The sequence below is a fragment of the Streptomyces sp. B21-105 genome (assembly GCF_036898465.1).
Classification (GTDB): Bacteria; Actinomycetota; Actinomycetes; order Streptomycetales; family Streptomycetaceae; genus Streptomyces.
In genome coordinates, this window is record NZ_JARUMJ010000001.1 from 6161158 (window position 1) to 6181949 (window position 20792).

Consider the following 20792-nt stretch of genomic DNA (forward strand, 5'->3'; position numbering starts at 1 on the left):
GCGCGTCCCTGGGCCGGTCCCTCCGCCCGGACTAGTGGGACGTGCCCGCCGTAGCGGGGGGCAGCTCCACCGCCACGCCCGGGTCGCCCGCGTCCGCCGTGTAGTCCGACGGCTTCGTCTCGTCGACGCCTTCGGGGGCCTTGGCGGCCTTCAGGACGAAGGTCAGGACCACCGTGACGACGACGTTGAGGACGAACGCCGTCAGGCCGATGTAACCGATCTCGCCGATGCCCGGGATCTCCTTCGCCGAGCCCCCGAAGTGGTTCTGGGTCGGGGAGGCCACCCCGTACGCGGCGAAGGTGCCGTAGACCATGCCGACCGCCCAGCCGGCGAGCAGCGCCCAGCGGTGGAACCAGCGGGTGAACAGGCCGCCGACCAGGGCCGGGAACGTCTGCAGGATCCAGATGCCGCCCAGCAGCTGGAAGTTGATGGCCACCGTCTTGTCCATGGTGAGGACGAAGACCAGCGCGCCCACCTTCACCAGCAGCGAGACCAGCTTGGAGACGCGGGTCTCCTCCTTGGGCGTCGCGTCCGGTTTGATGAAGTCCTTGTAGATGTTGCGGGTGAAGAGGTTCGCGGCCGCGATCGACATGATGGCAGCCGGCACGAGCGCGCCGATGCCGATCGCCGCGAACGCCACGCCCGCGAACCAGGACGGGAACATGTCCTCGAACAGCTGCGGGATCGCCAGCTGCCCGTTGGTGACCTTGACCCCGGCCGCGATCGCCATGAAGCCCAGCAGCGCGAGCAGGCCCAGCATCAGCGAGTACAGCGGCAGGATCGTGGTGTTGCGGCGGATCACGTCGCGGCTGCGCGAGGACAGCGTCGCCGTGATGGAGTGCGGGTACATGAACAGCGCCAGGGCCGAGCCCAGCGCGAGCGTCGCGTACGTCCACTGGCCCGGTTCGGCCGGGATCAGCGCACCGCGCGGCTTGCCCGTCGCCGGGTTGGTCTGGCTGAACGCCTCGCCGGCCTTGGCGAAGATGTCGTCGAAGCCGCCGAGCTTGATCGGGATGTAGATGATCGCCACCGCGATGACGATGTAGATCAGCGTGTCCTTCACGAACGCGATCAGCGCGGGGGCCCGCAGCCCGGAGGAGTACGTGTAGGCGGCCAGCACGCCGAACGCGATCAGCAGCGGCAGGTCCTTCACGAACCAGTTGGTGTTCTCGCCGCCGCCGACGCCCATCACGTCCAGCACGGCCTGGATGCCGACCAGCTGGAGCGCGATGTACGGCATCGTCGCGAGGATGCCGGTGACGGCGACCGCCAGCGACAGGCCCTTCGAGCCGAACCGGCCCCGCACGAAGTCCGAGGTCGTCACATAGCCGTGCTTGTGGGACACCGACCACAGGCGGGGCAGGAAGGTGAAGATCAGCGGGTAGACGAGGATCGTGTACGGCACCGCGAAGAAGCCGGCCGCGCCCGCCGCGTAGATCGCCGCGGGCACCGCGACGAAGGTGTACGCGGTGTACAGGTCGCCGCCGAGCAGGAACCAGGTGACCCAGGTGCCGAACGACCGGCCGCCCAGGCCCCATTCGTCGAGGCTTTCGTTCTCGGCCTTGCGCCAGCGCGCGGCCAGGAAGCCCATGACCGTGACGGCCAGGAAGAAGAAGATGAATACGGCGAGGGCCACGCCGTTCACGCCGTCCTTCACCGCGACGCACCGCCCTTCGCGGAGGAGGAGCCCGCACGACCGCGCTGGTCGAACTGCCACAGCTTGTACGCGACGACCGTGAGCACGGTGGAGATCAGCACCCACAGCATCTGGTACCAGTAGAAGAACGGGATCCCGATGAACGCGGGATCCACCTTCGCGTACGAACCCACCCACAGCATCGCCACGAAGGGCGCGAACAGGCAGAGGCCGATGGCGACGCGCAACGGCGTCACCACCGGCCCCTTGGTCACTTCCGGGGTCTCTGACATCGGCGGCTCCGCCCTCACTCGATCGCCTTGATCACACGTGTAGTGCGCAGGCAATGTAAGTGACGGATAAGCCCAGCGGAAGTCCCTCCACAGACCCTCTACTCGGCGGGCCGTTTCAGCCGGGCCACGAACTTGTACCGGTCGCCCCGGTACACCGACCGCACCCACTCCACCGGCAGGCCCGTCCGGTCCAGCGAGTGGCGGGACAGCATCAGCATCGGCAGTCCCACGTCGGTGCCGAGCAGGCCCGCCTCGCGCGGCGTGGCCAGCGAGGTCTCGATGGTCTCCTCGGCCTCGGCGAGACGGACGTCGTACACCTCGGCGAGGGCGGTGTACAGCGAGGTGTACTTGGCCAGCGACCGGCGCAGGGCCGGGAAGCGCTTCGCCGACAGATGGGTCGTCTCGATGGCCATGGGCTCGCCGTTGGCCATCCGCAGCCGCTCGATGCGCAGCACCCGCCCGCCGGCCGTGATGTCGAGCAGCCCGGCGAGCCGGTCGTCCGCGCTGATGTAGCCGACGTCCAGCAGTTGCGAGGTCGGCTCGAGGCCCTGGGCGCGCATGTCCTCGGTGTACGAGGTGAGCTGGAGCGCCTGGGAGACCTTCGGCTTGGCGACGAAGGTGCCCTTGCCCTGGATGCGCTCGAGCCGGCCCTCCACGACGAGCTCCTGCAGCGCCTGCCGGACGGTCGTGCGCGAGGTGTCGAACTCGGCCGCCAGCGTGCGCTCCGGCGGGACCGGGGTGCCCGGCGACTGGGTCTCCGTCATGTCGAGCAGGTGCTTCTTCAACCGGTAGTACTTGGGCACGCGCGCGGTACGGACGGTCGCCCCACCCTCGTTCGCCGCACTGCTGACGTCGGTGCTCATGTCCTGCCTTCCCGGCCTCGGATGTGGATCACATCGTGGCACGGACGCGGCGGTGCTCGTCCCGCCGTCCCGTGATCCCCTCTGTATACCGTCGCAACCTGTGCTGGTCTAGTCCACCAAGGCGAATGGTCTACCGGAGCGACGGCCTCCGGCGCCGGGGTTTTCGACGGCTTCTTACTTAAAGGTTCCTGCATATGTAGGTCCCATAACGGCTGGTCGGAGGGGGTTCGGCCACCCTTGACAGGCCTTTTGGTCTGAGCCAAGCTCTGCGCACTGGTCTACACCATTGGTCCAGAGATCGAGGTCCCGGCCCGTGGGCGGGGGGTGTGGCATCCCTGAGGAGGATGGCGTGAAGCGCAAGCTGATAGCCGCGATCGGTATCGCGGGCATGATGGTCTCCATCGCGGCGTGCGGGGACGACAGCGGGAGCGGGGACTCGAAGGGCGCCGACGCCAAGGAGCTGACCGTCTGGCTCACCGTCGACGCGCAGAACAACTGGCCCGAGCTGGTGAAGGCCGCCGACGCCGCCGTGCAGAAGAAGCACCCCGGCGTCGAGATCAACCACGAGTACTACGGCTGGCCCGACAAGAACGCCAAGCTGGACGCCGTCCTCGCCACCGACAAGGCCCCCGACGTCGTCGAGATGGGCAACACCGAGATGCTCGGCTACATGGTCAAGGGCGCCTTCGCCCCCCTCGACGCGGGCACGTTCGACAACTCCGCCGCCTGGCTCGACGGCCTCAAGGCCTCGGTGACCTACGACGGCAAGACCTACGGCGTTCCCTACTACGCCGGCGGCCGCGTCGCCAACTGGCGCAAGGACGTCTTCGCCGCCGCCGGTGTGACGTCCTCGCCGAAGACGTACGCGGAGCTCACCGCGGCGCTCGACAAGGTGCAGCAGAAGGAGGGCGGCAAGTTCTCCGCCTGGTACCAGCCCTCCCGCGACTGGTACGCGGCCATGTCCTTCGTCTACGACGCCGGCGGCTCCATCGCCGAGGAGGACGGTGGCCGGTGGAAGGCCGACCTGTCCTCGCCGGAGTCCCTCAAGGGCCTCGACGAGTTCAAGAAGGTCCTCGACTCGTACATGCACGGCGACAAGACCAAGGACGAGTCCGACCGCTACATCGTCTACGGCCAGGGCAAGTCCGGCATGATCTTCGCCCCCGCCTGGGAGGGCGCGACCGCCGCCGCCAAGGAGAACGACAAGACCGGCAAGCTCGCCGGCAACGTCGAGAACTTCGTGATGCCCGGCCCGTCCGGCAAGAACCTCCCCGTCTTCCTCGGCGGCTCCGACCTCGCCGTCCCGGTGAAGTCCGACGCACAGGGCCTGGCCGCCGAGTGGATCAACGCCTTCACCGGTCCCGCCGGACAGAAGGGCCTGATCGCCAAGGGCAACCTGCCCAACAACAAGACCGACCTCGCGACCCTCAAGAACGACCCGGCGACGGCCGTCCCGGCCACCGCGGCCGAGTCCAACTGGTTCGTGCCGATGGCCCCCGGCTGGGGCCAGGTCGAGAAGGCCCAGGTGCTCCAGACCATGCTCCAGAGCATCGGCACCGGCAAGAAGACGGTCGAGGCCGCCGCGAAGGACGCGGACGCGGCGATCGACAAGGTCATCAACAACAAGTGACCTGGGGGGCGGGGCCCTGCCCCGCGCAGGGCCCCGCACCCCGTACGACCCGAAGGACCGCTGAGGAGCGCGCGGATGAGTGCCGCAGACACGACCACCCCTGCCAAGGCGCCGCCGCGGCGGCCGTCACCCCCACCACCCGCGCCGCCGGGCGGACCACGGGCGAAACGCACGTCCGCCGGAACCCCGTGGCTGCTCCTCGCCCCCTGCCTGCTGGTGCTCGCCCTGGTGATGGGCTATCCGCTGGTCCGGCTCGTCACCCTCTCCTTCCAGAAGTTCGGGCAGTCCCAGCTGTGGGGCTTCCAGCCGGCCGAGTCGGTCGGGTTCGACAACTTCGCGGGCGTACTGGGCGACGGCGAGTTCTGGCAGGTCGTCCTGCGCACGATCGTCTTCGCGGCCGGCTGCGTGACCCTCACGATGGTCCTCGGCATGATGGTCGCGCTGCTCCTCCAGCGGGTCTCCGGCTGGGTGAAGACCCTCGTCAACATCGCGCTCGTGGCCGGCTGGGGCATGCCGGTCATCGTCGCGACCACCGTCTTCAAGTGGCTGTTCGACTCCGACTACGGCATCCTCAACGCCGTCCTCAGCAGGCTGCCCGGCGTCGAGCTGATCGGCCACAACTGGTTCGCGAGCGGACCGCAGGGCCTCGCGGTGATCATGCTGCTGGTCATCTGGGGCGCGGTGCCCTTCGTGGTGATCACCCTCAGCGCCGGCCTCACTCAGGTGCCCGCCGAGCTGGAGGAGGCCGCCCGCCTCGACGGCGCCGGCGCCTGGGGCGTCTTCCGGTACGTCACCCTGCCCGTCCTCAAGCCGATCGTCGTGATGCTCACGACCCTGTCGGTCATCTGGGACATGGGCGTCTTCCCCCAGGTCTTCGTCATGCGCAACGGCCACCCCGAGCCCGAGTTCCAGCTCCTGACGACGTACTCCTACGACCGCGCCTTCGTCGTCAACGACTACGGCCAGGGCTCGGCCATCGCGCTGATCACCGTGCTGCTGCTGCTCGGGGTGGTCGCCGTCTACATGCGCCAGATGCTGAAGATCGGAGAGGTGGAATGACCAGCGTGCGCACCCTCGCCGCGCCGCGCCGGACGTCACGGCTCGGCTGGAACCTCCTCGGCCTGCTGGTCTTCGCCGTCGCCGGCTTCCCCGTCTACTGGATGCTCAACACGGCGTTCAAACCGGCCAAGGACGCGATCGACCCGGACCCGGGCCTGCTGCCGACGCGCCTGACCTTCGACAACTTCAGCCGCGCGCTGCACATCGCCGACTTCTGGGGGCCGGTGGGCCGCAGCCTGCTCGTCTCCCTGGCGGTCGTCGCGATCGGCGTCGTCGTCGGCATGCTGGCCGCCCTCGCCATCTCCCGGTTCGCCTTCCGCGGCCGCAAGGTCGTCATCGTCGGCATCCTGGCGGTGCAGATGGTCCCGCTCGTCGCCATGATCATCCCGGTCTTCCTGCTGCTGAACGACCTGGACCAGTACGACAAGCTGTCCGGCCTGATCATCACCTATCTGACGTTCATCCTCCCGTTCACGGTGTGGACCCTGCGCGGCTTCATCGTCAACATCCCCAAGGAGTTGGAGGAGGCCGCGATGGTCGACGGCTGCACCCGCACCGGCGCCTTCGTCCGGGTCGTCTTCCCGCTGCTGGCCCCCGGCATGGTCGCCACCTCGGTCTACGGCTTCATCCAGGCCTGGAACGAGTACCTGTACGCCCTGATGCTGCTCAGCCAGAAGAACCAGACGGCGACCGTGTGGCTCAGCAACTTCTCCACCAAGCACGGCACCGAGTACGCCCCGATGATGGCCGGCGCCACGATGATGGCGCTGCCGATCGTCGCCCTCTTCCTCCTCGTCCAGCGCAAGATGGCCGCGGGGCTGACCGCGGGCGCCGTGAAGGGATGACGCCCCGATGACCACACTCGCCAGCGGCGCCACCGTGTTCGACAAGGACCGGCTCACCCGCGACGCCCTGACGGTCCTGCAGCCCGGCTTCCCCGGCACCGCCGCCCCCGACTGGCTGCTGCGCCGGCTCGGCGAGGGACTGACGTCGGTCGGCCTGTTCGGCAGGAACATCGCCTCGCCCGGACAACTCGCCGCCCTGACCGCCCGGTTGCGCGCCGAACGGGACGACGTCCTGGTCGCGATCGACGAGGAGGGCGGGGACGTCACCCGCCTCGAGGTGCGCACCGGCTCCAGCTTCCCCGGCAACCACGCGCTGGGCGCGGTGGACGACGTCGCGCTCACCCTGGAGGTCGCCGCCGCGCTGGGCCGCCGCCTCGCCGCCTGCGGAGTCAACCTCAACTGGGCGCCCTCCGCCGACGTCAACTCCAACGCCGCGAACCCGGTCATCGGTGTGCGCTCCTTCGGCGCCGACCCCGCCCTGGTCGCCCGGCACACCGCCGCCTACGTCACCGGCCTGCAGTCGGCGGGCGTCGCGGCCTGCACCAAGCACTTCCCGGGCCACGGCGACACGGCCGTCGACTCCCACCACGCGCTCCCGCGCATCGACGCCGACCCGGCGGTCCTCGCCGAACGCGAGCTGACCCCGTTCCGCGCGGCCATCGCCGCCGGCACCCGCGCCGTGATGAGCGCGCACATCCTGGTCCCGGCCCTCGACCCGGCCCACCCGGCAACGTTGTCCCCCCGCGTCCTCACCGCCCTGCTGCGCGACGAACTCGGCTACGACGGCCTGATCGTCACCGACGGCATGGAGATGCAGGCCGTCGCCGCGACCTACGGCATCGAGCGCGGCAGCGTCCTCGCGATCGCCGCGGGCGCCGACGCCATCTGCGTGGGCGGCGGCCTCGCCGACGACGAGACGGTGTGCCGGCTGCGCGATGCCCTGGTCACCGCCGTCCGCACGGGCGAACTCCCCGAGGAACGCCTCGCCGACGCGGCACGGCGGGTCCGCGACCTCGCCCGCTGGACGGCGACGGGAGCCTCGGCCAGGACCGGGCAGCCGGCAGGCGTCGGCGTACCCGGGGGCGTACGCGCCGACGTCGGCCTGATCGCCGCCCGCCGCGCCCTGCGGCTGACCGGCGACGAGGTCTTCACCCCGCTCACCGACCCGCCGTACGTCGCCGCCCTCACCCCGGTCGCCAACATCGCCGTCGGCGACGAGACCCCGTGGGGGATGGCCGCCGAGCTGGTCCGGCTGCTGCCGGGAACGGGGACCGGGAGCTTCGCCGGCCCGGAGGCGGGGCACGCGGCGCTGGTCGCGGCGGGGGAGCGGCGGATCGTCGCCGTGGTCCGCGACGAGCACCGGCACCCCTGGATGACGACCGCCCTCGACACGCTCCTCGCGGCCCGTCCGGACACCGTCGTCGTCGAGATGGGCGTCCCCCAGGCCCCGCCCCGGGGCGCGCTGCACATCGCCACCCACGGCGCTGCCCGGGTGTGCGCCCGCGCGGCGGCGGAGGTCGTCGCCGGAGGGTAGGCACGACGACGAGGAAGGCGCCGGGTCCCTGGTCGGGAACCCGGCGCCTTCGTCGATCCGGCGCCGGTGCGCGGGGCGAGCGTGGTGCGGCGTCGCCTCAGATCCCCTGCCAGTGCGGCTTGTGGGCGTAGGTGTGCCGGAAGTAGTCCGCGAGCTTCAGCTCGGACGCGGCGGCCTCGTCGACGACGACCGTGGCGTGCGGGTGCAGTTGCAGCGCGGAGGCCGGGCACACGGCGGCGACCGGTCCCTCGACGGAGGCGGCGACCGCGTCCGCCTTGCCCTCCCCGGTGGCCAGCAGCACCACGTGCCGGGCCTCCAGGATCGTCCCGATCCCCTGGGTGACGACGTGGTGCGGGACCTGCTCGACGTCTCCGCCGAAGAACCTGGCGTTGTCCACCCGGGTCTGCTCGGTCAGCGTCTTGATCCGGGTGCGCGAGCGCAGCGACGAGCACGGCTCGTTGAACCCGATGTGCCCGTCGGTGCCGATCCCGAGCAGCTGGAGGTCCACGCCGCCGGCCGCGGCCAGCGCGCGGTCGTAGGCCTCGCAGGCGGCCTGTACGTCCTCGGCGGCGCCGTCCGGACCGAGGAACGCCTCCATCCCGACCCCCAGCGGCTCCAGCACCTCGCGCCGCAGGACCGAGCGGTAGGACTCGGGGTGCTCGGCGGGCAGACCCACGTACTCGTCGAGCTGGGCGATCCTGGCGCGCGCGGTGTCCACGGCGCCGGCCCGCACCTGGGCGGCCAGCGCCTCGTAGACGGGCAGCGGGGTGGAACCGGTGGCCACGCCGAGCAGCGCGTCCGGCTTGCGCCGAAGCAGCTGGACCATGGCCTCGGCGATGAGCTCGCCGCCCGACCGGGCGTCCGCAACGATGACAACTTCCACGCTGGCCTGCCGTTCTGAGAGGTGCTCCGAGAGCCCGCAAGGGCTATGTGGTTTAGACCAATCCAGGAGGTCAATCTAACAGAATCGGGAACCGTCGTCTGCGGACGCGGGGTGCGGGGTGCGGGCGCAGAGTGCGGGGTGCGGGACGCGGGGTGCGGGAGGCAGGGCGGCGGGCGCAGAAGGGCGCGGTGGGCGGGCCGGGATCCGGAGTCCGCCGGGGAAATTGCCCCGCGCATCCGTCCCGCGGGGGAACCCGTACAGGCTAGGCTGCGTGGTGGATGTCAGAGCATCCGAATACCCACAACAACAAACAAGCTCCCACACATGGACACCCCTAGTGGTCTAGTCCACAATGGCAGGGAGTGCGACACAGAACCTCCGTCTTCCCCGCACAGGAAGGCGGACCGAGGACCCGGAGCTCTCTGCCCTGACTGCCCCGGTCCTCACCTTCGGCCGACGGGACCGCACACCCCGCGGCCGATATTGCTCCGGGCTGCGGTGCCGGGAGGGTTGAGGGTCCCTCTCAGGCGCCGCGGCCCGCGGGTGTTTTTCCGGACACTCCGGCCGCCCGGGTACGCTCACGGCGTGCCCTCCATGAACGAACTCGTACGCCAGCACACCGCACTCGACGACTCCGACCTCGAGTGGCTCCACCTGCTGGTCTCGGAGTGGCAGCTGCTCTCCGACCTCTCCTTCGCCGACCTGGTCCTGTGGGTGCCCACCCGTGACGGCGCGCGTTACGTCTCCGTCGCCCAGATGCGCCCCAACACCGGCCCCACCTCCTACCAGGACGACATGGTCGGCCACCTCGTCCCACGCGGCCGCCGCCCGCTCCTGGACGCCGCCCTGGACGAGGGCCGGATCGTGCGCGAGGGCGACCCGGAGTGGCGCGAAGAGGTCCCCGTCCGGGTCGAGTCGATCCCCGTGCGGCGGGAGGGCCGCGTCCTCGGCGTCATCGCCCGCAACACCAACCTGCTCACCGTGCGCACCCCGAGCCGGCTGGAGCTGACCTACCTCCAGAGCGCCTCCGACCTCGCGCAGATGATCGCGGCCGGCTCCTTCCCCTTCCCCGACCAGCAGATGGACATGGACGCGGCTCCCCGCGTGGGCGACGGTCTGATCCGGGTCGACGGCGACGGACTCGTCCAGTACGCCTCGCCGAACGCGCTCTCCGCGTACCACCGGATGGGCCTCGCCTCCGACCTCGTCGGCCAGCACCTCGGTCTGACCACCGCCGAACTCGCCCCGACCCGGGGCCCGGTGGACGAGGCCCTCGCCAAGGTCGCCAGCGGCTGGGCGCCCCGCGAGTTCGAGATCGAGGCCAAGGACGGGGTCATCCAGTTCCGAGCCATCCCGCTCAAGCCCAAGGGGACCCGCATCGGCGCGCTGGTGCTGCTGCGTGACGTGACCGAACTGCGCCGCCGCGAGCGCGAGTTGATCACCAAGGACGCGACCATCCGGGAGATCCACCACCGGGTGAAGAACAACCTCCAGACGGTGGCGGCCCTGTTGCGCCTCCAGGCCCGGCGCATCGAGTCCGAGCGCGGCCGGGAGGCCCTGGAGGAGGCGGTCCGCCGGGTCGGCTCGATCGCCATCGTCCATGAGACGCTGTCCCAGAACCTGGACGAGCGGGTGGAGTTCGACGAGATCGCCGACCGTGTGCTGGCGATGGTCGCCGAGATCTCCCCTGGCAAGGTCGCCGGCCGGCGCAGCGGACGCTTCGGCATCCTGGACGCGGAGGTCGCCACCCCGCTCTCCATGGTCCTCACCGAGATCCTGCAGAACGCCCTGGAGCACGGCTTCCGTGAGGGCGACACCGGGACGGTCGAGGTGTCGGCCGTCCGCGGCGGCACCACCAAGGAGTCCCGCCTCCTGGTCACCGTCCAGGACGACGGCGTCGGCCTGCCCGACGGTTTCGACCCGCACACCTCGGGCAACCTGGGCCTGCAGATCGTGCGGACGCTGGTGGAGGGCGAGTTGGGCGGGACCTTCGACATGGTCCCGGCCCCCGACCGCGGGACACGGGTGATCCTCGACATCCCGGTGCGCGCGCACAAGTGAGCCGAGCGGGAGCCGCGCAGGGTGGCGCCCCTCGACGGGCCGGGCGGCGCCCTGCGACCGGACCGCGCAGAGCACGAAGCCCCGGACCGTTCAGGGGTCCGGGGCTCGAATGCTCGTTGCCAGCGTGTGCTGCGCATCGGGGGTACTGCGCGCTGCGGCTCGGGGGCGGGAGATGCGTACTCGCTGTACGCGCCGCCAAGCTCAGGCTTGCGGGGCGGGTGTTGTCAGGCGGTTGCCTGGCGGGCCCGGTTGCGGGCGGCGCGACGCTTCATGGCACGGCGCTCGTCCTCGCTGAGACCACCCCAGACGCCGGAGTCCTGGCCGGACTCGAGCGCCCACTGCAGACACTGCTCCATAACCGGGCAGCGACGACAGACGGCCTTGGCTTCCTCGATCTGCAGCAGCGCAGGACCGGTGTTGCCGATGGGGAAGAAGAGCTCGGGGTCTTCCTCGCGGCAAACGGCGTTGTGACGCCAGTCCATGGCTGCTACCTCTCCTTGGTATTACATGCGGGTGCTTGTGAATGTGAACGCTTTCACGAATCCCTCAACAAGTGAAGGGCCACCAGCCAGGTGCACTGGCGTTGGTCCTGTGTGTGAAGAGGGGTTCCGGTGATCAGTGGATGCCGGTGTTGCGGGCTGTCCCGATCGCCACGTAGAGACTCGCAAACCTCAGCGGCGGATACAACCCCTACCGGAAAGTTTTTTTTGATTCCTCGGTGTCGACTAGGTCACAGCCGTACTTCCATGGGGTGGATCCTGGCCTAAACGTTCGAGTGAAAGGACTTCAGCCCTTTCTGCTCACACAATCACACGCAGTGCACGGCGTACGCCTGTGAACGTCACGCTGGTTCGCAGCCCCAGGTGGTCACCGTCCATCTGGAGGGGCAACGGGACCTTCGAATGCAAGGTGAACTGGTCCAGGTCGTGCAGTGAGACGGCGTGCTTCCCCTGGGGTCCCCGCTCGGGGGACGAAGTGAGCAACTGGGTGCCATATCGGGCAACCGAGGCGGTGGACAGACGGCTGAGACCGAGTACGTCGAGCCCGGTATCGAACGAGGCCTTAGGTGACGCGTACACCGGGCGATTACCCAGATAGGTCCACGGGGCCGTGTTGCAGACTATGGAGAGCACCAAATCGGTCACCGGTTCGGCGTCCGGCCGCTCCAGGGTGATCGAACCGTGCCGGCGCTGTGATTCGCCCAACAATTGGCGGACGGCCTGGCGAATGTAAAGAGCGTGCGTGGATTTCCTGCCGCGTTCACGCTGCTGTTCCACCCGCCCCACCACTCCGGCGTCGAAGCCGAGCCCGGCGTTGAAGGTGAACCAGCGCGACGGCACCGCCTCGTCCTCGGTGCCGGGCGTGCCGGCCGCCAGACCCAGACCGACCGTGCGCTCGCGGCCCTCACGCAGCGCGTCCAGCAGGGCGCCGGTGGCCTCCACGGGATGGTTGGGCAGGTCCAGGGCCCGGGCGAAGACATTGGTGGAACCGCCGGGGACCACCGCGAGACCGGGCAGGTTCTCCGGGTCGGGGCCGGCGTGCAGCAGGCCGTTCACGACCTCGTTGACCGTGCCGTCCCCGCCGAGGGCCACCACCAGGTCGACGTTGCCGCTCTCGGCGGCCTGCCGGCCCAGGTCGCGCGCGTGACCGCGGTACTCGGTGGTGACCGCCTCCAGCTTCATCTCGCTGGCGAGTGCGTGGATGAGTACGTCACGCGTCCGTGCACTGGTGGTGGTTGCCGCCGGATTGACCACGAGAAGTGCACGCATGAGTTGCAGGGTACCTACTGGGTGGTACCGGGCACAGGCCGAGGTGGGGATCGGGTAAGAGATCGCGAGGTGAGCCTCGACACGGGCAGACCCACGGGCGGACCCTGGGGGCGGCGACCGTGCGGGCTACCCTTCAGAGGTGAGCAGTGAGCAGACCCCCGCAGCCCCGGAGACCGCCGACCCGGTGACCGCAGACTCGGAGACCGCAGCCCCCCGCCCGCGCCGGCTGACGTACGCCGCCGCGCTCGCCGCCCTCGAAGGGCTGGCGCTGGTGGTCGGCGGGGTCTGGATGCTCGTCCTCGGGATCTTGGGAGACCCGGACGGCCGCCAGCAGGCCGTCACCGGCGGGGTCACGCTGATCGTGCTCGCGCTGCTGCCGCTGCTCGCCGCGCGCGGCCTGTGGGGCCTGCGGGGCTGGAGCCGGGGACCCGCCGTCATCACCCAGATCATGGCGCTGCCGGTGGCCTACAACCTGCTGCAGGCCGACAGCATGGCCATCCCGGCGGGCATCGCACTCGCCGCCGCCGCGATCGCCTCGCTGGTGCTGCTGGTCAACGGGGAGACGACCCGGGCCCTCGGGATCCGGGGGCCCGGCCGCACACCGGAGTAGAGCCGCAGCGTCGCGGCTGCGGGGCGGACCGCCGCTCCTCGACTACTCCTCGACGAGCAGCTTCTCCCGCAGCTGGGCCAGGGTGCGCGCCAGCAGCCGGGAGACGTGCATCTGCGAGATGCCCACCTCCTGGGCGATCTGCGACTGCGTCATGTTGCCGAAGAACCGCAGCAGCAGGATCCGCTTCTCCCGAGGCGGCAGGTCCTCCAGGAGCGGCTTGAGCGACTCCCGGTACTCGACCCCCTCCAGCGCCTCGTCCTCCGCGCCGAGGGTGTCCGCGACCGCGGGCGACTCGTCGTCGGTGTCGGGGACGTCCAGCGACAGGGTGGAGTACGCGTTCGCGGACTCCAGGCCCTCCAGGACCTCCTCCTCCGAGATCGCCAGCTTCTCGGCGAGCTCGTGCACCGTGGGGGAGCGGCCGTGCTGCTGCGACAGCTCGGCCGTCGCGGTGGTCAGCGCCAGGCGCAGCTCCTGGAGTCTGCGCGGGACCCGTACCGCCCAGCCCTTGTCGCGGAAGTGCCGCTTGATCTCGCCGACGACCGTCGGGGTCGCGTACGTGGAGAACTCCACGCCGCGCTCCGGGTCGAAACGGTCGACCGACTTGATCAGACCGATGGTGGCGACCTGGGTGAGGTCGTCCAGCGGCTCGCCGCGGTTGCGGAAGCGGCGCGCGAGGTGCTCGACCAGTGGCAGATGCATGCGGACCAGCCGGTTGCGCATCTCCGCGTACTCGGCGCTGCCGTCGTCGAGCTGCCGCAGCTCGATGAACATCGCCCGCGCCCCACTGCGGTCCGTCGCCGACGTGGGTGAGGGTGTGTGCTGTGTGCCCGGCACGCTCTGCTCGCCGTCTCGCTCGTGCTCGCTCATTGTCCCGCCCGTCGCCCTCTGTCGAGCCCTCGCCTGCGCTCGGCCCGGGGGCGAGCCCCCGATCCGCCCCTCAAGTGGCGAGCCCTGCACGGCACCGGCCGGCAGGCTCGCCTGCACGGAGGACGAGTCGCCCTCCGGATGCGGCCGGGCCTGCTCGGGAATGCCGTCGATGTTGTCCGCCAGATGTCGGGAACCGTCCGGAGAGACTGGCACGTCGGCGCTCCCGGCCGGCAGCTCCTGTGTGCCGCGCTCTTCGTCCCGCACCGGCCCGTCCCCGTTCCTCACGCCGGCCCGGGTCCCGCGCCGCGCTGTTTGTAGAGGCTGATCGACACGGTCTTGTCCTCGTCGACGGCGGAGGACACCTTGCCCGCGAGGGCGGACAGGACGGTCCAGGCGAAGGTGTCCCGCGAGGGGGCGTGGCCGTCCGTGGTCGGCGCCGAGACGGTGACTTCGAGCGAGTCGTCGACGAGGCGGAAGACGCAACTGAGCACCGAGCCGGGCACGGCCTGCTGGAGCAGGATCGCGCAGGCCTCGTCCACCGCGATGCGCAGGTCCTCGATCTCGTCCAGGGTGAAGTCCAAACGGGCCGCGAGGCCGGCCGTGGCCGTCCGCAGCACCGACAGGTAGGCACCCGCAGCCGGCAGCCGGACTTCCACGAAGTCCTGGGTCGCGGGCTCGCCTGCGATCTGGGACACCCTCACCTCCAAGGTGGTACAAGCTTTTCGGGGCCGAGGGTCGCCCCCCGGGGTAACGCGTGTGTGGTGCAGCGGTGACGCTATCGCGCTCTCACGTTTCCTGTCCCGGGACCCCAACCCCCTGACGTCACTCACAGTAAAGCTGTGAACACGCTCCGTGTCTAGGGGTGTGCGGAGCCAAAGGGGAAGAAGGCGCGCCGGGTTGACGTACCCAGGCGTCGGACGGTCGAACCGTACCCGCCCGGCGGCCGGCACGTCTCATGAGTTCAACGCGCGCACCGCCCCGGAAGTTCGCCCGGCGACGGACTCGTCGCGGACGGGCCCGCCGCGGGGGTCAGACGAGGACGTGGTCGACGAAGCACCAGCGCCAGCTCTCGCCCGGCTCGAACGTCCGCATCACCGGGTGGCCGGACTCCTTGTGGTGCTGCGTGGCGTGGCGGCTCGGCGAGGAGTCGCAGCAGCCGACGTGGCCGCACGTCATGCACAGCCGCAGCTGGACCGGGTGGGTGCCGTCGCGCAGACACTCGGGACACGTCTCACCGAGCGGGACGGGTTCGGGGTCGGGCAGCGCGTCGGCATGCGTGCACTGTTTCATGATTGCCAGATTACGACGGGGGTGCGGACGACCGCGCCAAAAAGAAAGCGGCGAGACATGGACGTGATGCCACTGCTGTTGCTGGTGGCCGGCAGTGCGGCGATCGCGGCGGCGGCCCGGCGCACCCCGGCCCCGGCGCCGCTGCTGCTGGTGGCGGTGGGTCTGGCGGTGTCGTACCTGCCGGGGGTTCCCGACTACACCCTGGACCCGGACGTCGTCCTGCCGCTCCTGCTGCCGCCGCTGCTCTACACCTCGGCCACCGACAGCTCCTACCTGGACCTGCGCGCCCAGCTGAGGCCGGTGGCGCTGCTGTCGGTCGGGTACGTGCTCTTCGCGACGTTCGCCGTCGGCTGGGCCGCCTACCTCATCGTCCCCGGGCTGCCGCTGACGGCGGCGCTCGTGCTGGGCGCGGTGGTGGCCCCGCCGGACGCGGTCGCGGCCACCGCGGTGGCCCGCCGGGTCGGCCTGCCGTCGAGGATCACCACCATTCTCCAGGGCGAGTCGCTGCTCAACGACGCCACCGCGATCACCGCCTACAAGGTGGCCCTCGCGGTCGTGGTCGGCGAGGGCGCCTCGTGGGCAGGCGGCATCGAGGAGTTCCTGGTGGCGGCGGTCGGCGGGGTCGCCGCGGGCCTGATCCTGATGGCCCCCCTGCACTGGCTGCGCACCCACCTCGACGAACCCCTCCTGCAGAACACGCTCTCCCTGCTCATCCCGTTCGTCGCCTACGCGGCCGCCGAGCAGTTCCACGCCTCCGGGGTGCTCGCCGTGGTCGTCGTGGCGCTCTACCTGGGACACCGCGCGTGGGAGGTCGACTTCGCGACCCGCCTCCAGGAGGAGGCGGTGTGGAAGATGGTCGCCTTCGTCCTGGAGTCGGCCGTGTTCGCGCTGATCGGACTCCAGCTCCCGGTGGTGCTGCGCGGCCTAGGCGACTACGAGGGCGTGGACGCCGTCTGGTACGCCGTCGCCCTCTTCCTCGTGGTCGTGGCGGCGCGCTTCCTGTGGGTGTACCCGGCGACCTTCCTCCCGCGCATGGTGTCGGCGCGCATCCGTGCACGGGAGGACAACCCGACCTGGCGCGGACCGGTCGTCATCGCCTGGGCCGGCATGCGGGGCGTGGTGTCGCTCGCCATCGCCTTCTCCATCCCGCTCACCGTGGAGGACGGCGACGCGCCCTTCCCGCACCGCAACCTGATCCTCTTCCTCACCTTCACCAGCGTCATCGGCACGCTGGTGGTGCAGGGCCTGACGCTGCCGCCGCTGATCCGCCTGCTGAAGTTCCCCGAGGCCGACCCGCAGGCCGCGACGCTCGCCGAGGCCAACGCGCAGGCGCAGGCCTCGCGGGTCGCCGAGGAGCGGCTGGACGCCCTGCTGGCCGACGAACGCAACGCCCTGCCGCCACCCCTCGCCGACCGGCTGCGCAGCGTCCTGGAGCGCCGCCGCAACGCCGTCTGGGAGCGACTCGGGCAGGTCAACCCGGTCACCGGGGAGACCGTCGACGACACCTACCGCCGTTTGTCGCGGGAGATGATCAGCGCAGAGCGCGAGGTGTTCGTCCGACTGCGCGACGGCCGTTACATCGACGACGAGATGCTGCGCACGCTGCTGCGCCGGCTCGACCTGGAGGAGGCGGCGGCGTTCCGCGAGGCGACCTGAACGGCCGCGCGGTCCGGGCTGCGGCGGGTCCGGGCGGGCCGGCGGCGGGTCCGGGAGGGTGCGGCGGTCCGGGCGGGCGGGGGCAGCGTCCGGGATGGCTGACGGCGGGTTCGGGCGGTGGCGCGGCGGGTTCGGGATGGCCGGCGGGGCGGGCGGGTCTTACGCGGCGAACGGTGAACCCGTCACGACGGCCGCGAGCCGCGTCCCGGGCGCGAAGGCCCCCTCCTCGGCCAGCACGACCAGGGCGTAGAGCGACTTGGCGACATAGAGACGTTCGACGGGCAGACCGTGGCGGCGTTCGAAATCCGCCGCGAAGGCATCCAGCTCGGGCGTGACCCGGGCGTATCCGCCGAAGTGGAAGCGCTCGTCGAGACTCCAGTCGCCCCGCCGGACCCCGAACGCCTCCTGCTGCAGGGCCCGTATCTCCTCGCCCAGGAAACCGCCCTTGAGGACCGGTATGCCCAGCGCCCGCCCGCCGGGGGCGAGGCCGGCGGCCAGACCCGCGAGCGTGCCGCCGGTGCCGCACGCGAGGGCCACGACGTCGGCGCGGCCCCGCAGTTCCTCACCGAGCGCCCGGCAGCCGCGGACCGCCGCCGCGTTGCTGCCGCCCTCGGGAACGACGTAGGCGTCCTCGGCGCCGGCCGCCCGCAGGACGGCCCCGAGGGTGCCCGGCTCGGCCTTGCGGCGGTACGTCGCCCGGTCCACGAAACGCAGCCGCATGCCGTCCGCCGCGCACCGGGCCAGCGAGGGGTTCAGCGGCCGGCCCGCCAGCTCGTCGCCGCGCACCACGCCGACCGTGGGCAGCCCCAGCAGGCGGCCGGCGGCGGCCGTGGCCCGCAGATGGTTGGAGTAGGCCCCGCCGAAGGTCAGGAGCGTCCGGCCGGCCGCCCGCTCCAGGTTGGGCGCGAGCTTGCGCCACTTGTTGCCGATCAGCTCGGGATGGATCAGGTCGTCCCGCTTGAGCAGCAGCCGTACGCCGTGCCGGGCGAACCGGTCGTCGGTCACCTCCTGGAGGGGGGAGGGAAGGCGCGGGCGCAGGTCGGTCACCCGCTCATTGTCGAACATCGTTCGGTGAAACGTGCCTCTTCCCAGGCCCGCGATGATCCATTCCCGCTCTTTCGGGTAATAGCACGACCACACTCCGTGATGGAAGGCTGGCCGCGTGAACGAAGTGCACCGGCGCAGTTCGGCGTCCGTGCATGAATCGGGAGGGCGTTTCTCATGTCGGTAGGCGAAGAGGTCCGCACGGAGTCGGGCAAGCCGCAGCAGAGTCTCGGCACCGCGGCCGCGCGGAACCTGGCCACCACGACCAAGTCCGCGCCGCAGATGCAGGAGATCAGCTCCCGCTGGCTGCTGCGGAATCTGCCCTGGGTGGATGTGCAGGGCGGGACGTACCGGGTCAACCGGCGTCTGACGTACGCGGTGGGCGACGGCCGTATCACGTTCGTCAAGACCGGCGACCGCGTCGAGGTCATCCCGGCGGAGCTGGGCGAACTGCCCGCACTGCGCTCCTACGAGGACGAGGAGGTGCTCGCGGAACTCGCCCAGCGCTGCCGGCAGCGGGAGTTCGCCCCCGGCGAGGTGATCGCCTCCTTCGGCAGCGGGAGCGAGGAGGCCTACCTGCTGGCGCACGGCCGCGTGGAGAAGGTCGGCACCGGCCCCTACGGCGACGACCAGGTGCTCGGGGTGCTCGCCGACGGCGCGTACTTCGGCGACCAGGCGCTGCTCGACGCGGACGCCATCTGGGAGTACACGGCCCGCGCCGACACCGCCTGCACGGTGCTGGTCCTTTCCCGGCAGGACGTCGAGCAGGTCGCCGAGCGCGCCGAGTCGCTGGGCGAGCACCTGCGGCGGCTGCGCGCGATCCCCGAACAGCGCACCAACAAGTACGGCGAGAAGGTGGTCGACCTCGCCGCCGGCCACGCCGGCGAGCAGGACATCCCGCACACCTTCGTGGACTACGACGCGAGGCCCCGTGAGTACGAACTGAGCATCGCGCAGACCGTCCTGCGCATCCACTCGCGGGTGGCCGACCTGTACAACCAGCCGATGAACCAGACCGAGCAGCAGTTGCGGCTGACGGTCGAGGCGCTCAAGGAGCGGCAGGAGCACGAGCTCGTCAACAACCGGGAGTTCGGGCTGCTCCACAACTGCGAGTACGACCAGCGGCTCCAGCCGCACGACGGCGTGCCCAGCCCCGACGACCTGGACGAACTGCTGAGCAGGCGGCGCGGCACCAAGATGCTGCTCGCCCACCCCCGCGCGATCTCCGCGATCGGCCGCGAGCTCAACAAGCGCGGACTCGTCCCCGAGACGATCGACGTCGGCGGCAACCGGATCCCGACCTGGCGCGGGGTGCCGATCTACCCGTGCAACAAGATCCCGGTCACCGAGGCCCGCACCAGCTCGATCATCGCGATGCGTCTGGGCGAGCAGGACCAGGGCGTGATCGGGCTGCGCCAGTCGGGCCTGCCGGACGAGATCGAGCCGAGCCTGTCCGTGCGGTTCATGGGCATCAACGAACAGGCCATCATCAAATACCTGGTCACGGCCTACTACTCGGCCGCGGTCCTGGTGCCCGACGCGCTGGGCGTCCTGGAGAACGTCGAGATCGGCCGCTGGCGGTGACGTCCGCCCTCACGCGGCAGCAAGGCGGGGCGCGGGAAGGGCGGGGGCCCGTCGGAAGCCAGGACGACGGCGGTGCGGGGCCGGCCGCCGAGCACGAGGCGGCGGCCGTCCTGGAGGGGGCCCGGGCCGTCGTCGATCCGGAACTGCGGTCGGCGCTCGACTCGCTGCCCGACTGTCTGCGACGGGTCGCGCTCCACCACTTCGGCTGGGAGCACGCGGACGGCACCCCGACGGCAGGCGGCGCGGGCAAGGCGATCCGCCCGGCCCTCGTGCTCGCCGCGGCCACCGCGCTCGGCGGACCGACGGCCCGCGCGGCGGCCGTCCGGGCCGCGGCGGCGGTCGAACTGGTCCACAATTTCACGTTGTTGCACGACGACGTGATGGACCGGGACACCACCCGCCGCCACCGCCCCACCGCCTGGACCGTGTTCGGCGACGCCGACGCGATCCTCGCCGGGGACGCCCTCCAGGCCCTCGCCCTCGGCGTGCTCGCCGCGGACCCGCACCCCGCGTCCGCGGCGGCCGCCGCCCGTGTCGCGGCCTGCGTGGTCGAACTGTGCGCCGGCCAGCAGGCGGACACCGCCATGGAGAGGCGCGCCCCCACCGACATCACCCTCGGTGAGGTGCTCGCCATGGCCGAGGCCAAGACGGGCGCGCTGCTCGGCTGCGCCTGTGCGGTGGGCGCGCTGTACGCAGGTGCGACGCAGGCCGACGTCGACGCGCTGGACGCGTTCGGCCGGGAGGCCGGACTCGCCTTCCAGCTCATCGACGACGTGATCGGGATATGGGGCGACCCGCGGCGGACCGGCAAGCCGGCCGGCACCGACCTCGCCGCCCGCAAGAAGTCCCTGCCGGTGGTCGCCGCGCTCACCTCCGGCACCCCCGCGGCCGCAGAGCTGGCCGAGCTGTACGCGGCGCCCTACCGCCCGGCCGACCTGGACCGCACGGCGCTGGCCGTCGAACGGGCCGGCGGCCGTGCGTGGGCGCAGGAGGAGGCGGCCGACCGCATGTCCCGCGCCCTGCACGAACTGACCCGCGCCGTCCCGGACCCGGAGTCGGCGGGCGGTCTGCTCTCCCTGGCCGAGTTCGTGACCCGGCGCAGCACCTGACGTAATCCCCTTGCAATCACTACGTGTGAAGTACTACAACTGGAGTCGTTCAAAGCGGC

The 20792-nt window shown here is 71.0% G+C and carries 19 protein-coding genes; 9 read left to right on the forward strand and 10 right to left on the reverse strand.

Annotated features, from left to right (window positions below; genetic code table 11):
• Nucleotides 1–31: 31 nt before the first annotated feature.
• From mctP to QA802_RS27965, 3 genes are all read right to left on the reverse strand, one after another.
• Nucleotides 32–1657 (reverse strand): monocarboxylate uptake permease MctP, encoded by a 1626-nt coding sequence (gene mctP / locus QA802_RS27955; protein ID WP_334528118.1) that lies wholly within the window; start codon nucleotides 1655–1657, stop codon nucleotides 32–34.
• Complete coding sequence (locus tag QA802_RS27960; RefSeq protein ID WP_334528121.1) at nucleotides 1654–1929, reverse strand: DUF3311 domain-containing protein; 276 nt, start codon at nucleotides 1927–1929, stop codon at nucleotides 1654–1656. Before QA802_RS27960 ends, mctP begins: the two co-directional genes overlap by 4 nt.
• Before the next feature lie 98 nt (nucleotides 1930–2027).
• Complete coding sequence (locus QA802_RS27965) at nucleotides 2028–2792, reverse strand: GntR family transcriptional regulator (RefSeq protein WP_319164944.1); 765 nt, start codon at nucleotides 2790–2792, stop codon at nucleotides 2028–2030.
• Nucleotides 2793–3141: 349 nt separating this feature from the next.
• Here QA802_RS27965 and QA802_RS27970 point away from each other — a divergent pair, with 349 nt between their 5' ends.
• From QA802_RS27970 to QA802_RS27985, 4 genes are all read left to right on the forward strand, one after another.
• Nucleotides 3142–4422 carry an extracellular solute-binding protein gene (locus QA802_RS27970; RefSeq protein WP_334528125.1) on the forward strand — a complete coding sequence of 427 codons (1281 nt, stop codon included), beginning with the start codon at nucleotides 3142–3144 and terminating at the stop codon, nucleotides 4420–4422.
• 75 nt (nucleotides 4423–4497) lie between these two features.
• Nucleotides 4498–5481, forward strand: coding sequence for a carbohydrate ABC transporter permease (locus QA802_RS27975; RefSeq protein WP_334528128.1), 984 nt, complete (start codon nucleotides 4498–4500; stop codon nucleotides 5479–5481).
• The gene (locus tag QA802_RS27980) at nucleotides 5478–6326 is read left to right on the forward strand and encodes a carbohydrate ABC transporter permease (RefSeq protein ID WP_334528130.1); all 849 of its coding nucleotides are present in this window, start codon (nucleotides 5478–5480) and stop codon (nucleotides 6324–6326) included. Before QA802_RS27975 ends, QA802_RS27980 begins: the two co-directional genes overlap by 4 nt.
• Nucleotides 6327–6333: 7 nt before the next feature.
• A complete protein-coding gene (locus QA802_RS27985; protein ID WP_334528132.1) occupies nucleotides 6334–7860 on the forward strand; it encodes a glycoside hydrolase family 3 protein in 1527 nt (508 codons plus the stop codon).
• Between the two features lie 97 nt (nucleotides 7861–7957).
• Here the strand turns inward: QA802_RS27985 and nagB are convergent, their stop codons facing one another.
• The gene (nagB, locus tag QA802_RS27990; RefSeq protein ID WP_334528134.1) at nucleotides 7958–8743 is read right to left on the reverse strand and encodes a glucosamine-6-phosphate deaminase; all 786 of its coding nucleotides are present in this window, start codon (nucleotides 8741–8743) and stop codon (nucleotides 7958–7960) included.
• Between the two features lie 594 nt (nucleotides 8744–9337).
• Between nagB and QA802_RS27995 the strand changes: the two genes are divergently transcribed.
• A complete protein-coding gene (locus QA802_RS27995; protein ID WP_334534940.1) occupies nucleotides 9338–10804 on the forward strand; it encodes a sensor histidine kinase in 1467 nt (488 codons plus the stop codon).
• A gap of 224 nt (nucleotides 10805–11028) precedes the next feature.
• Here QA802_RS27995 and QA802_RS28000 read toward each other — a convergent pair whose 3' ends face one another.
• Together QA802_RS28000 and QA802_RS28005 are read right to left on the reverse strand one after the other, a co-directional pair.
• Entirely contained in the window at nucleotides 11029–11286 is a 258-nt protein-coding gene (locus QA802_RS28000) for a WhiB family transcriptional regulator (RefSeq protein WP_006380970.1), read from the reverse strand.
• A gap of 318 nt (nucleotides 11287–11604) precedes the next feature.
• Nucleotides 11605–12573, reverse strand: coding sequence for a diacylglycerol/lipid kinase family protein (locus tag QA802_RS28005; protein ID WP_334528137.1), 969 nt, complete (start codon nucleotides 12571–12573; stop codon nucleotides 11605–11607).
• A gap of 139 nt (nucleotides 12574–12712) precedes the next feature.
• Here QA802_RS28005 and QA802_RS28010 point away from each other — a divergent pair, with 139 nt between their 5' ends.
• On the forward strand, nucleotides 12713–13183 hold the full coding sequence (locus QA802_RS28010) for a hypothetical protein (protein WP_334528139.1): 471 nt from the start codon (nucleotides 12713–12715) through the stop codon (nucleotides 13181–13183).
• Between the two features lie 42 nt (nucleotides 13184–13225).
• Here the strand turns inward: QA802_RS28010 and QA802_RS28015 are convergent, their stop codons facing one another.
• The 3 genes from QA802_RS28015 to QA802_RS28025 all read right to left on the reverse strand — a co-directional run bounded on the left by QA802_RS28015 (nucleotide 13226) and on the right by QA802_RS28025 (nucleotide 15340).
• Entirely contained in the window at nucleotides 13226–14335 is a 1110-nt protein-coding gene (locus QA802_RS28015; protein ID WP_334528142.1) for a SigB/SigF/SigG family RNA polymerase sigma factor, read from the reverse strand.
• Complete coding sequence (locus QA802_RS28020) at nucleotides 14332–14745, reverse strand: ATP-binding protein (protein WP_004925829.1); 414 nt, start codon at nucleotides 14743–14745, stop codon at nucleotides 14332–14334. The genes QA802_RS28015 and QA802_RS28020 overlap by 4 nt, the downstream gene beginning before the upstream one ends.
• A gap of 334 nt (nucleotides 14746–15079) precedes the next feature.
• Nucleotides 15080–15340 (reverse strand): UBP-type zinc finger domain-containing protein, encoded by a 261-nt coding sequence (locus QA802_RS28025; RefSeq protein ID WP_319164958.1) that lies wholly within the window; start codon nucleotides 15338–15340, stop codon nucleotides 15080–15082.
• A 57-nt stretch (nucleotides 15341–15397) separates the two neighbouring features.
• Here QA802_RS28025 and QA802_RS28030 point away from each other — a divergent pair, with 57 nt between their 5' ends.
• Nucleotides 15398–16996, forward strand: a complete 1599-nt coding sequence (locus QA802_RS28030; RefSeq protein ID WP_334528147.1) for a Na+/H+ antiporter — start codon at nucleotides 15398–15400, stop codon at nucleotides 16994–16996.
• A 159-nt stretch (nucleotides 16997–17155) separates the two neighbouring features.
• On the opposite strand, the gene QA802_RS28035 is transcribed toward QA802_RS28030, so the two are convergent.
• The gene (locus QA802_RS28035) at nucleotides 17156–18043 is read right to left on the reverse strand and encodes a 1-aminocyclopropane-1-carboxylate deaminase/D-cysteine desulfhydrase (RefSeq protein WP_334528150.1); all 888 of its coding nucleotides are present in this window, start codon (nucleotides 18041–18043) and stop codon (nucleotides 17156–17158) included.
• 174 nt (nucleotides 18044–18217) lie between these two features.
• Between QA802_RS28035 and QA802_RS28040 the strand changes: the two genes are divergently transcribed.
• Nucleotides 18218–19624: a family 2B encapsulin nanocompartment shell protein gene (locus QA802_RS28040; protein ID WP_307045811.1), complete on the forward strand. Its 1407-nt coding sequence runs from the start codon at nucleotides 18218–18220 to the stop codon at nucleotides 19622–19624.
• Entirely contained in the window at nucleotides 19615–20733 is a 1119-nt protein-coding gene (locus tag QA802_RS28045; RefSeq protein ID WP_443042298.1) for a family 2 encapsulin nanocompartment cargo protein polyprenyl transferase, read from the forward strand. Before QA802_RS28040 ends, QA802_RS28045 begins: the two co-directional genes overlap by 10 nt.
• The last annotated feature ends 59 nt before the right edge of the window (nucleotides 20734–20792 follow it).